10 protein-coding genes are annotated in these 12,341 nt (G+C 62.7%); 5 read left to right on the forward strand and 5 right to left on the reverse strand.

The window, feature by feature from the left end:
- Window positions 1-12: 12 nt before the first annotated feature.
- On the forward strand, window positions 13-2,109 hold the full coding sequence (locus tag A477_RS0103065; protein ID WP_017197562.1) for a primosomal protein N': 2,097 nt from the start codon (window positions 13-15) through the stop codon (window positions 2,107-2,109).
- Window positions 2,110-2,124: 15 nt separating this feature from the next.
- On the opposite strand, the gene A477_RS0103070 is transcribed toward A477_RS0103065, so the two are convergent.
- Window positions 2,125-2,772: a PadR family transcriptional regulator gene (locus tag A477_RS0103070; RefSeq protein WP_017197563.1), complete on the reverse strand. Its 648-nt coding sequence runs from the start codon at window positions 2,770-2,772 to the stop codon at window positions 2,125-2,127.
- 158 nt (window positions 2,773-2,930) lie between these two features.
- Between A477_RS0103070 and A477_RS0103075 the strand changes: the two genes are divergently transcribed.
- The 3 genes from A477_RS0103075 to A477_RS0103085 are packed head-to-tail and all read left to right on the forward strand — an operon-like array spanning window position 2,931 to window position 6,413.
- Window positions 2,931-4,034: an aromatic ring-hydroxylating oxygenase subunit alpha gene (locus tag A477_RS0103075; protein ID WP_017197564.1), complete on the forward strand. Its 1,104-nt coding sequence runs from the start codon at window positions 2,931-2,933 to the stop codon at window positions 4,032-4,034.
- Between the two features lie 16 nt (window positions 4,035-4,050).
- On the forward strand, window positions 4,051-5,052 hold the full coding sequence (locus tag A477_RS0103080; RefSeq protein ID WP_026005312.1) for a PDR/VanB family oxidoreductase: 1,002 nt from the start codon (window positions 4,051-4,053) through the stop codon (window positions 5,050-5,052).
- 14 nt (window positions 5,053-5,066) lie between these two features.
- Complete coding sequence (locus tag A477_RS0103085; RefSeq protein WP_017197566.1) at window positions 5,067-6,413, forward strand: MFS transporter; 1,347 nt, start codon at window positions 5,067-5,069, stop codon at window positions 6,411-6,413.
- Between the two features lie 32 nt (window positions 6,414-6,445).
- Here the strand turns inward: A477_RS0103085 and A477_RS0103090 are convergent, their stop codons facing one another.
- The 4 genes from A477_RS0103090 to A477_RS0103105 are packed head-to-tail and all read right to left on the reverse strand — an operon-like array spanning window position 6,446 to window position 10,385.
- Complete coding sequence (locus A477_RS0103090; RefSeq protein ID WP_017197567.1) at window positions 6,446-7,540, reverse strand: glycosyltransferase family 4 protein; 1,095 nt, start codon at window positions 7,538-7,540, stop codon at window positions 6,446-6,448.
- Window positions 7,537-8,481: an alpha/beta fold hydrolase gene (locus A477_RS0103095; RefSeq protein ID WP_017197568.1), complete on the reverse strand. Its 945-nt coding sequence runs from the start codon at window positions 8,479-8,481 to the stop codon at window positions 7,537-7,539. Before A477_RS0103095 ends, A477_RS0103090 begins: the two co-directional genes overlap by 4 nt.
- A gap of 10 nt (window positions 8,482-8,491) precedes the next feature.
- Entirely contained in the window at window positions 8,492-9,388 is an 897-nt protein-coding gene (locus A477_RS0103100; protein WP_026005313.1) for an aldo/keto reductase, read from the reverse strand.
- A gap of 34 nt (window positions 9,389-9,422) precedes the next feature.
- Window positions 9,423-10,385 carry a sugar-binding transcriptional regulator gene (locus tag A477_RS0103105; protein ID WP_017197570.1) on the reverse strand — a complete coding sequence of 321 codons (963 nt, stop codon included), beginning with the start codon at window positions 10,383-10,385 and terminating at the stop codon, window positions 9,423-9,425.
- A 122-nt stretch (window positions 10,386-10,507) separates the two neighbouring features.
- Between A477_RS0103105 and A477_RS0103110 the strand changes: the two genes are divergently transcribed.
- Window positions 10,508-12,289 carry a glycerol-3-phosphate dehydrogenase/oxidase gene (locus tag A477_RS0103110; RefSeq protein ID WP_017197571.1) on the forward strand — a complete coding sequence of 594 codons (1,782 nt, stop codon included), beginning with the start codon at window positions 10,508-10,510 and terminating at the stop codon, window positions 12,287-12,289.
- Window positions 12,290-12,341 lie beyond the last annotated feature (52 nt).

The following is a 12,341-nucleotide window of genomic DNA, read 5'->3' on the forward strand; positions in this document are numbered from 1 at the left end:
GAGGTGACGAGCATGGTAGGACACGAGGCCCAACCGTCCTTGCTTCAGCCTTCGCTGCTTCAGGGATTTCCCGATCGGGCACCCGTCAACGGACCGCCCTTGGCGCCGGAGAATCCGGTGGCCCGTGTGGTGCTGGAGTCATCCGTGCCGCACCTCGACAGGCCCTTTGATTACAGTGTTCCCGCCGACCTCGCCGAAACTGCGGTCGCCGGCGTCCGCGTGAAGGTGAAGTTCAACGGCCAGGAACTGAATGGCTATATTGCTGAGCGCCGCGCGGATTCCGATGTGGCCCACCCTCTGACTCCGCTCCATAAACTGGTTTCTCCCGTGGCGGTCCTGACTCCGGCCACTTTGGAGCTTGCAGGGACTGTCGCTGCACGTTACGCCGGAACGTTGAGCGATGTCCTCAGGACGGCTATCCCTCCACGGGTCGCGAAGGTGGAGAAGGAACTGCTGGCTGGAGATTTTGATGCTGACATAGCGGACCTGAAGCCGGCCACGGATGCCCATGCTTGGGCTTCATACGCCAACGGGGCGGCTTATCTGCAGCACCTGGCCAGCGGAGGTTCGCCCAAAGCTGTCCTCACGGCTCTGCAGGGTTTCGGACTTGATGGTTGGCCGGCCCTCGTGGCGTCTGCTGTAGCTACTGTGCGGGCCTCCGGGCGCGGAGCAGTGGTGGTAGTACCGGACTATCGGGATCTTGAACAGTTGGAGGATGCACTGGCCAAGGTCCTTCCGACGTCCGACGTTGCCCGGCTAACGGCGGATGATGGACAAACCCCCCGTTACAGGAATTTCCTGCGGCTTCTCAGCGGTGCCGCAGGAGTTGCTATTGGCACCCGTTCGGCGGCATATGCTCCTGTGCGCGACCTTGGCTTGGTGGTGTGCTGGGACGATGGAGACGACCTGCACATCGAACAAAGGGCTCCCTATGCACACAGCAGGGAGGTCCTTCTGCTGAGGGCCGAGCAGGAGAACGCCGCCTGCCTTATGGCGGCCCATAGCCGCAGCACCGAACTCCAACGCCTCGTCGAAATGCAGTGGGCGGTGCCCATTGAAGCGCCGCGCACTATCGTCCGCGCCACGGTGCCCAGGGTTCTCAACACGGCTGACAGCTTCGAGCAGGAACGTGATCCGCTGGCCCGCATTGCCCGTTTGCCCGGTGCAGCGTGGCGGGCGGCCAAGGACGGCCTGGAACGGGGGCCTGTCCTGGTTCAGGTGGCCAGGGCAGGCTACGCCCCATCCTTGGTGTGCGAGACGTGCCGGGAACTGGCGCGCTGCAACGCCTGCCAGGGACCCCTGGCCGTGTCCAGCAGTTCCGCGATGCCGGCATGCCGGTGGTGCTCTACCCCGGCTCCCCAATGGCGTTGCACCCACTGCAGTGGGACAAAGCTGCGCCGTGGTGCGGCTGGAGTCATGCGGACTGCCGAGGAGCTGGGGCGGGCCTTCCCCGGTAAGGCCGTGGTGACGTCCTCAGGCGAACACGTCAAGGCAACTGTCCCCGACGCGCCCGCGTTGGTTGTCGCTACGGTGGGTGCCGAGCCGGTTGCGCCAAACGGTTATGCGGCCGCCTTGCTGCTGGACGGCAACTCGCTGCTCCGACGGGAGAACCTGCGGGCGGGGGAGGACACTGTTCGCCGGTGGTTCAATGCCGCCTCCCTCGTGAAGCCGGCAGGCCAAGGTGGACTCGTCGTGATTACCGCGGACGATACCGCTGCGACGGGAGCACTCTTGAGGTGGGACGCTTCCGGCTACGCATCAAGGGAACTGGCCCTTCGGAAGGAACTCCAGCTGCCCCCAGCGGTCAGGGTGGCTTCCGTAACCGGCGCAAGGGCCGACGTCGTGCATTTCAGTGACGCGCTGGAAGCCAACGCCGAGCTGGCATCGGCAGCGAAACTTCGCAAAGCCGGACCCGCTCCCGTGCAGCTGTTCGGCGGTGCCCAACCGTCAGCCGCTGAGAGCGATGCAGAGGTCAGGACGCTCTATTTCATTCCTTACACCGATGCCGCGGAAACCACGCGCGCCATGCGGGCCGTCAAAGCAGCAAATGCCGCCAAGCGCACCGCTGGACCTGTGCAATTGCGCTTGGATGGCGTAGACGTTCTTTAGTTGCTTGCCGTCTGATTAGGGCCGAGTGGCCGGGGGGCTAGGCCTTATTGATGGTTCATCCACCGGACCGGACTTTCCGGGGTTCTCCATATCCTCAAGTATCTGCAGGCCCCGCTTCGCCCACGCGATTTCCTGCTCGGCATGCGCAAGCTGACCTTCATAGGCGAAGACCTTGAAGCGGACAATATGCTCTCGTTCCTCTTCGGAGTACAGGGTGAGGCGCCGGGCAAGCGTGGGATGGGTGCGCTGCTCGAGGGCTTGGATCATGTGCAGAGTTTGGAGGCGTTGTTCGTCGTAATGGGCGATGTGAGCTCGCAGCTGCGCAGCCGCCACGCCGGACGGTGCCCACTCGAAGTAAGCGGCCCTGAGGCGGGCGGGATCCCGGTCCCTGACGTAAGTCAGCGGCTGATTCTGCCACTCGATCAGAGCCGCCTCGCCTGCCGGCGTGAGGGCATACTCCGTCTTTGTCGCTCCGCGGGTGCCCCATGGTACAGGCCTGCTGGAGAGTAGGCCCTCGGCGTGCATCCTACGCAGCTCCGGGTAGATCTGGGAGTCGGGGGCATGCCAGACGTGGCCCACGGAGGAGCTGAACTGCTTCACCAGGTCGTAGCCCGTCAGCGGACCTGAGGACAGCAGTGCCAGCAGGGCTGAGCGAAGGGTCACAGGTACTCCTTTCAGGTCGGCAATGCGGGCCCTCACAGCTTAGCTTCAGAAGAGCTTTGCAAACCACTATCGAGATAGATAGTATGTGTGCCACGTCACCAAATACCTATGATGATAGTTATTTTCTGTCTGGCCCGCTCAAAGATGAGGACCGCTTCATGACCGTCTCCGCAACAAAGACCACATCCACCGCCAAGCTCCTGCCCTCTCCGCTCAACGCATGGTTCGTGGCGGGGTGGGATCATGAGATTTCCGCCAAGGGGATTCTGGCCCGCACCATCGCCGGCCGCCCTCTGGCCCTCTACCGAACAGGAGACGGCCGCGCCGTCGCACTGGCCGACGCTTGCTGGCACCGTCTTGCCCCGCTGTCCCAGGGTAAGCTCGTGGGCCGCGACGAGATCCAGTGCCCGTACCACGGGCTGCGTTACAACGCTGCTGGCCGTTGCACCTCGATGCCTGCGCAGGAAACACTCAATCCTTCGGCCACGGTTCCCTCGTTCCCTGTGGTGGAGCGTTACCGCTACGTGTGGGTGTGGCTGGGTGACCCTACGAAGGCCGACCCGGGCCTGGTGCCGGACATGCACCAGTTGGACAGCCCCGAGTGGGCGGGAGACGGCGAGACCATCCATGCCCCGTGCAACTACCAGCTGGTTCTCGACAACCTCATGGACCTCACCCATGAGGAGTTCGTGCACAGTTCCTCGATCGGGCAAGAGGAACTGTCCGAGTCCGAGTTTGAGGTGACCCACGACGAGTCATCCGTCACTGTCACCCGCTGGATGCGCAACATTGACGCGCCGCCGTTTTGGCTGAAGAACATGCGGGACAAGTTCCCGGACTTCGAGGGAAAGGTGGACCGCTGGCAGATCATCCATTACTACTTCCCGTCCACCATCTGCATCGACGTCGGGGTCGCCGAGGCCGGGACCGGAGCCCCCGAGGGCGACCGCTCCCGCGGGGTGAACGGCTACGTCATGAACACCATCACTCCGGAGACCGAACGTTCCTGCCACTACTTCTGGGCGTTCATGCGCAACTACCGGTTGGAGAGCCAGCTCATCACCACACAGCTGCGCAACGGCGTGCACGGGGTCTTCGGCGAAGACGAGGCCATGCTCCTTGCGCAGCAGGCGGCCATCGACGCCAACCCCGACTACGAGTTCTACAACCTCAACATCGACATGGGCGGGATGTGGGTGCGCCGGCTCCTGGAGCGTGCGCTCGAAGCCGAGGGCCGCCTCGCCGCCCTGCCGGGCAGCTGAGCAGGGGGAGAAAACCGTGGCCGATTCCCATCACATCCTCTGGCAGCAGGCCGTCGTCGACGCCGTATCCGACGTGGCCGAGAACATCCGCCGTATCGTCCTGCGTCCGGAGCGTCCCTGCGCCATTCGTCCCGGCGAGCACGTGGATGTCCGCACGACCATCGAAGGCGAGCAGCACGTCCGCTCATACTCCGTGGTCAATGCCGCCGACGATGGCACGCACCTCGCCCTGAGCGTCTTCCGGACCCCCACCTCCCGGGGCGGATCCGTGTTCATGCACTCTCTCCAGCCCGGGCAGAGCCTGGAGATCACCCAGTCGATGCAGAACTTCCCGCTGCGGATCGGAGCCCCCTCCTACGTCTTGCTTGCCGGGGGCATCGGCATCACTGCAATCGCCGGGATGGCCGCGTTGCTGCGCCGCCTCGGCGCCGACTACCGCCTCGTCTATGTGGCCCGCTCCCGGGATGCGATGGCCTACCTGGATGACCTCGCCGCCATGCACGGAGACCGCTTCGAGGCGCACATCGACGCGGAGGGGGTTTCCCTTGACGTCCGGGCCCTCGTGGGCTCAGCCCCCGAGGACGCAGAGTTTTACATGTGCGGGCCCATTCGGCTCATGGACGCTGTCCGCCGTGCATGGACCGAGCGGGAGCTCGAGCCCACGAACCTGCGCTACGAGACTTTCGGCAACAGCGGCTGGTACGAGGCAGAACCATTCACCGTGCGGATACCGCGGCTAGGGGTAGAGACACATGTCGGCTCCGATGAGTCCGTGCTGGAGGCCCTCGAGCGCGATGGTGTGGACATGATGTCGGACTGCCGCAAGGGCGAGTGCGGCCTGTGCCAGGTCAAGGTCCTTGAGCTCGCCGGACGGATCGACCACCGCGACGTTTTCTACTCGGACCGCCAGAAGGAACCCAACACCAAAATGTGTTGCTGCGTCTCGCGGGTGGTCGCTGCCGAACCGGGCACAGACCCAACGCCCCGTCCCACCATCCTCACCATCGACGTTCCCTGAGAGGCATCATCACCATGGACATCAGACACCAGATCGACGCATCCAAGATGTCGTCCTACCAGTGGCTCATCATCGCGGTGACCACCTTCCTCAACGCCCTCGACGGCTACGACGTGCTGGCCATGGCCTTTACAGCCACATCCGTGACCAAGGAGTTCGGACTCTCCGGTTCCCAGCTTGGGTGGCTGCTCAGCGCGGGCCTCATCGGTATGGCCGTGGGTTCGCTCGTCCTCGGGCCCTTCGCGGACCGCTACGGCCGGCGCAAGATCCTCATCGTGGCACTGGCGCTCAACGCGGTCGGACTGTTGCTGTCCACAACGGCGAACTCCGCGCTCGAGCTCGGCCTATGGCGCGTCGTCACAGGACTGGGTGTGGGCGGCATCCTCGCCTCCGCGACTGTGATCACAAGTGAGTTCGCCAATGCCCGCCGTCGCGGTATGGCCGTCAGCATCTTCACCGCGGGCTATGGAGTAGGTGCCACGCTCGGTGGCATGGGAGCTACCCAGCTTATCCCCGCCTTCGGGTGGCGCTCCGTGTTCCTCGTTGGCGGCCTGCTGACTCTCTTGGCGATCGCTCTGGTGGTTGTCCTCATGCCAGAGTCCGTCGATTACCTCCGCACCCGGCGACCGGAAGGCGCGGCCGGGAAGCTCCAGCGCATCGCCGGCCGTCTGGGTCTCCAGGGCGAGGTCAATCCCGGCCCTGCCCCTGTGGTCGCCGGTAAGCAGCAGGGCAGTGTGGCCGTGCTCCTGAGCCCGCGGTACCGCACGGCCAGCATCCTGCTCTGGATCTCCTTCTTCGTCATCATGTTCGGCTTCTACTTCGCCAACTCCTGGACGCCCCGGCTGCTCGTGGAATCAGGGATGACGGAGCAGCAGGGCATCATCGGGGGACTCATGCTCACCATGGGCGGAACCTTCGGTTCGCTGCTCTACGGCGTGCTCACCACCCGGTGGGACGCGCGGTTGACCCTTATGGTCTTCACCGTGCTCTCGGCCGTGACCCTCGTCCTGTTCATCACCACGAGCCCCCTGCCGCTGCTGGCGTTCTCGTCCGGCGTGGTCGTCGGGATGCTCGTCAACGGTTGCATCGCTGGCCTCTACACCGTGGCTCCCATGACATACGAGCCTGGTGTCCGCACCACAGGTGTGGGCTGGGGGATTGGCATCGGCCGGGCCGGTGCCATTCTCGCTCCCATTGCGGTCGGCGCGCTGCTCGACAGCGGATGGAACCCCCACCAGCTCTACATCGGAGTGGCCGTGGTGGTCCTCCTCGCGGCCGTCGCCCTGTTCCGGCTGCGGCCCTACGAAGAGAACGCGTCCTCCGCAACCAACCACCCTGCGTCAAGAGCGACTACCGGATGACAGGGTGCCGCCCCATTGGACCCGGGAGTGCGCTAAGCGCGTTCCCGGGTCTTGCGTGCGCGCCGGGCCACGACTTCTTCCGCCGCAGCCACGAGCTGCCGCGCCGATTCGTCCCAGTTGAATTCAGCAGCGCGTTCCACTGATTTGCGGGAGCGATGCCGCCAAAGCGCGCCGTCACCAAGGGCCGTGACGGCGGCCGCGAATTCCGTCGGTGATTCAGGGTGGACGTAGCTGACGGCCTCGCCGCCCACTTCACGGAAAATCGGAATATCGCTTGCGATAACTGGCGTACCCAACGCCATGGCCTCCACCAAAGGCAAACCGTACCCTTCGGCCCGTGACAGGCTGATGAGAGCCGTTGCCTTCAGGAGGAGTTCGTCGTATTCGGCGTCAGTGACACCGTTATGGAACAGGACTTTGGCTCCATTGGGGACCAATGCCTCCAACTCAGCTTTGCGCTCAGGGGTGATCCGGCTGAGCAAATGCAACGTGTAATCGTGCAGTTCGGACATGCCCCGGATCATGGTTTCCACGTTCTTGTAGGGCATGAACGAACCCATGTAGAGGAGGGACTTGTCTGCGCCTCCTTCAGGGTCGCGGGGCGTTTGGCCGGGTTGGGGTGCGTTGCCCACGATGCGCACGGGACGCTTGGTGAGTTGGTACTTGGCCATGAGGGCTTCAGTGGTACGGCTGATGGTGGCCACGATATCCGCGCGATTAAGGAGGACGCGCTGCGGCCAGAACGCCTTGTGGTAAAGCCGCCAGAGAAGGCGCACAGGGGCTGGCAGGAATCCCGGGGGAGTCGGGTGTTCATAGTAGATGAGGTCGTGGAGGGTTAGCACCAGGCCGTAACGGCGCCCCAGGGTGCCCATGGTCTGCATGGGACATACCACCACGTCAGCACCAAGGGGATTGACCTTGCGGGCGACGAACAATTCCATGGGGGACAGCGGGCTGTTGAGCATGACGTACGGGACGTTGGGCAGAAGGGCCAGTTGGCGCTTGTCGCTGATGAGCATGGTGACATCGGCGATTTTGGACGTTGCGGCGATGAGGCTGGAACCGTAGCGGCTAATGCCATCGTGATGGTCCGTTCGGGTAAAGCGGGCGTCGATGACAATTTTCACGCGGGATGTTCCTTCAGGAAGGTACGGATTGCTTCAGCGGCCGGAACCGGCGTCTCATAGTGGATGAGATGCCCGACGTCGGGAATCACTTCCAGCTGTGCGTCAGGTAGCCGCTTCATAAGTTTGTGCTGGTTGGGAAGAGTGGCGATCTCATCTTTTTCGCCAGCGATCAGCAGTACGGGAAGTGTTAGTTGCCCGGCGACTTCGGCCACGTTGCCTGAGACGGAGGCCCTGAACGATTCGAGCAGGCTTTTTCTGTCTGCGAAGGCACTGAAATAGGCGTCGTGCTGGCCATGGATGAAACGGCGCAGGGCTTTGTCCTTGGTTTTGGCCATGGTGATGCTCATGATGCGAACGATCACCCGATTCCGAAGCACGGCTAGTCCAAACTTGCGGGGAAGCTTGGCAGACGCTTGGTAGTACAGCACCGCAAGTTTGGTCATGATGCCCTTGGGGCCCTCCAACGCGGGCGCAGCAATGGGGTTGATCAGGATCAGCGGATAAATGGCTCCGGGATTCGTGGCGGCGAAGTGGCTGGCGACGATTGAGCCGAAGGAGTGGCCCAACAGCACAGTCTCGTCATTTAAGTCGAGCGCGGCCATGAAACCGGAGATGAACTTTCCATAGCGCTCAACGGTGTGTTCATCCTGGACGAAGGGCTCCGAGCTTCCGAAGGCCGGCAAGTCCGGCATGATGATCCGCATCTCGGGAAGTTGGTCGGCTACGCGCAGTAAGCCATGGTGGTCACCCCGGAAACCATGGATCACCAGGATGGTGCGGGTCATGGGAGTGCGGGTGACCGGTTCATAGGTCCAGTACGCCACCTTCCTGCCATCCACCTCAACGTCCGAGGCATGCGTCCGCCCCGGCAAGGATTCGCTGAAGAATTCGCTGGGGGCCTGCACACCCTGCGGGGAATGCGCGGTGTCCACGTTGTCCATTCGTCTATTCCTAGTTCACGTTGTCCGGGTGGGACCCGGTCCGATGGTGGCGTTCGAGTGCGGCTATGCCGTCCATATCCCCGGAGTCCAATTCGAAATCGAAGACGGCCATGTTTTCCTTGATCCGTCCCGCCGAGCTTGCTTTGGGAATGACCAGGTTCCCCAGCTGAAGATGCCAGCGCAGAATAACCTGGGCCGGAGTCCGGCCGTACTTTTCTGATAGCGAGACGATTGCGGGGTCAGCCAGGACGTGCCCGCGGCCGAGGGGGCTCCAGGCCTCGGTGCGGATTCCGAGTTGCTCGTGCAACGTCCGCAATCTTGTCTGCTGCAACCAGGGGTGCAGTTCTATCTGGTTCACCGCCGGAACAACCTCTGCCTTTTGCATGAGCTCGTCGAGGTGTCCTGGCTGGAAATTGGAAACACCTATGGCTCGGACTTTGCCCTCCCTGTAAAGGGTTTCCATCGCTTTGTAGCTTTCCACGAACAATCCCCGGCCGGCGCACGGCCAATGGATGAGGTAGAGGTCCACGTAATCAAGTCCAAGGTTCGCTATGGACGTGTCGAACGCCCGTAGTGTCGCGTCGTAGCCCTGATCATCGTTCCAGACCTTGGTGGTAACGAAGACGTCCTCGCGGGCTAGTGCGTGTACCGACTCGCCGGAGCCACCGGTACCTCTGTTGGCTTCCGCGGCGTCACCGATGGCACCGCCGAGGGCCCGGCCCACCCCGACTTCGTTCCCGTACATCGCGGCAGTATCGAACCGGCGGTAGCCCTCGCCCAAAGCCGTGGCAACCAAGGCTTCTGCGTCTTTGGCGGGAACTTTATAGAGCCCGTATCCCATGCGATCCATCTGTACGCCGTTGTTTAGTGCCAGCCTGTTTGATGTCAGCTTGGATGGGGATCTCATAGCAACGACTCTACCCATTCCTTGCACGATTGCTTCAGGAATGGCCATTGAAACTCACCAGGCGTCGGGCTGAGGCTTCGTCCAGAATGAGGTCCGTCGCCAGCCCCGCAGCCAGGGCTCCTTGGAGGCCGTTGATCTTCGATGCCCCGGAGACCACGCAGATCCGCCGCCTGACTTGCCGCAATTGTTCATGGCTGGGACCGGTTGACCTTTCGTTCAAGGTGATGCCGTCAGAGGAACCATCACTCCGGAAGAAGACCGTGGCTACGTCGCCCACCACATCGTCGGCGGCCAACATGGTGAGGTCGTGCTCATCGAGGTAACCACCGGCATAGACATGGCTCGGGTAATCCGAATCCACAGACCCGACGCCGAAGATAGCGATGCTCATCCGGGCCTGCAGGTCCAGGATGCGTTGAACGCTGCGCTCATTCCACATGGCGGTCTTGGTGGAGGCATGATCAAAAAACGCCGGAACAGGGAACTGTTCCACGCGGGCACCGAACGCACTGCCGAAGCGGCGCATGATGTCGCTGGCATACGTAATACCGGTGGTTTGCATGTTGCCGGCGCCATTGAGCTGGACCACGATGCTGTCGTGTGTCACCTTGCGCGTGAGGTGCCTGCTGACCGCGCTGAGCGTCGCACCCCAGGCCACTCCGATGATGGCATTCGAGTCAACCAAGGGTCCGATTGTCCGTGCAGCCTGCATGGCTACGCGGTCCAGGGTCTCCGCTTCGTTGAGCGTGTCCAGTACTGGAACCACGTGGACATCCACGCCGTACTGGTTCCGGATCTGGCTTTCCAGCTCAGGGCCGGTATCGAAAGGGCTTCGAATCTGGACCTGAACCAGGCCCGTTTCCCTCGCCGAAGACAACAGCCTGGATACCGTGGACCGGGATGTCCTCAGCTCCCGGGCAATCGCATCCATGGTCAGGTCCTGCAGGTAGTACATCTGTGCAGCACGGAGCGCATCCGAGTGACGTGATCGTCCCATCTCATTTCCTTCCTGCACGTTTGTGCAAATAGCTTGACTCCATTTTCCACCTTCGCCAGATTAGTGGTGAACGGTGCAGCAGCGAGTGGCGCGGCGCACGAACCAAGCCCAAGGGAGCAGTTTTGGGACACAACAGGATTTCCGGTACCTCACAGCACACACAGCGCGACTCCGTCGTTGCACTGCAGGAGCGGCCTTCGGCCAAGGTACTCATCATCGGCGGTGGCATCAATGGCGTCGGAACGTTCCGCGATCTCGCCCTCCAGGGTGTCGACGTCGCACTTGTTGAACGCGGTGACTACTGCCAAGGCGCCAGTGGCGCTTCCTCCCACATGATCCATGGCGGCATCCGCTACCTCGAAAACGGCGAGTTCCGCCTGGTCCAGGAATCCGTGGTCGAGCGCAACAGGCTCCTGAGGATCGCGCCGCACTACGTGAAGCCCCTGCAGACCACCATCCCGATCTTCAGCACGTTCTCCGGCATCCTGTCCGCACCCATGCGCTTCCTCACCCACAAGCAGGGCAAGCCCAAGGAGCGCGGTGCGTTCCTCATCAAGGCTGGTCTGAGCATGTATGACTTCTTCTCCCGCGACGGCGGGAGCGTGCCCCGCCACCAGTTCCGTGGCCGGACAAAGGCCCTGGCCGAGCTTCCGAAACTTCACTCCGGCATCAAGTACGCGGCTACGTACTTTGATGCTTCGGTCCATAACCCGGAGCGACTCACCCTCGATGTCCTGCAGGACGGCGAGAAAGCAGGCCGTGGCGGGGGACTGCCGGGAGGCAGCGCCCGCGCCAGCAACTATGTCTCGCTCGTGTCCATGGGATCGGACGGAGTCCGGCTTCGTGACGAATTGACCGGCAAGGAATTCGACTTCCAGGCTGACGTCATCGTCAACACCACGGGCGCCTGGGTGGACCTCACCAACCAGGCCATGGGCGCCGTCAGTAAGTTCATGGGCGGCACCAAGGGATCGCACATCGTCCTCGACCACCCGGAACTGCTGGCTGCGTGCAACGGCCGCGAAATCTTCTTCGAACACACAGACGGCCGCATCGTCCTGATCTACCCCATGGGGGACCGGGTACTGGTGGGCACCACGGACGTGGACGCTGACATGTCCGAAGATGCCGTGTGCACGGAAGAAGAAATCGACTACTTCTTCGACCTCGTCGGCCACGTCTTCCCCACCATCAAGGTGGAGCGCGAACAGATCGTCTACAGTTTCGCCGGCGTCCGTCCGTTGCCCCGCCACGACGAAACCCAGCCTGGATTCGTCTCACGCGACTACCGCATCGAACGCAGCGTCCGCACCGGCAGCGACTCCGTCGCAACGCCAGGCGGTAAGGCCGCCGTCGTCCTCAGCTTGGTGGGTGGCAAGTGGACCACATTCCGCGCCCTGGCCGAGCACATGACCAATGACGTCCTCCACGAACTGGGTATGGAGCGCAAAGTCTCGACGGCGAAACTCGCCATCGGCGGCGGCGCAGGCTTCCCTGCAACTGAACAAGGCGAGCAGGAATGGATCAAGAAGCACATGGGGCCGGGGCTGGATGCTGACCGCGTAGCCGTGCTGCTGACCCGGTACGGAACGCGTGCAGATGCGGTCATCGACTATTTGAACGCCGGACACGACGCGCCATTGCGCTCAACCCGTGAATTGAGCGTCCGGGAGCTGGCATTCATGGCCGAGCACGAGCAGATCGGGCATCTGGTGGATGTCCTCATCCGCAGGACATCGCTCGCGTTCCGTGGCCTGGTCACCGGGGAGTTGCTCAATGAAATAGCAGCAGCGTTGGCCGAGCCGCTCGGCTGGGATGCTGCTGCCCGCGAAGCAGAAATCCGCCACGCCCAGGAAGTACTGCAACGGTTCCACAAGGTTGACGTGCACAGTCTCGTAGCCTGACACCAAGCAGCGGAAACAGCTTGACCGTCCCAGCGTGCGGCAGGGGCGGAAG

The organism is Arthrobacter sp. M2012083 (assembly GCF_000281065.1).
Lineage (GTDB): Bacteria > Actinomycetota > Actinomycetes > Actinomycetales > Micrococcaceae > Arthrobacter.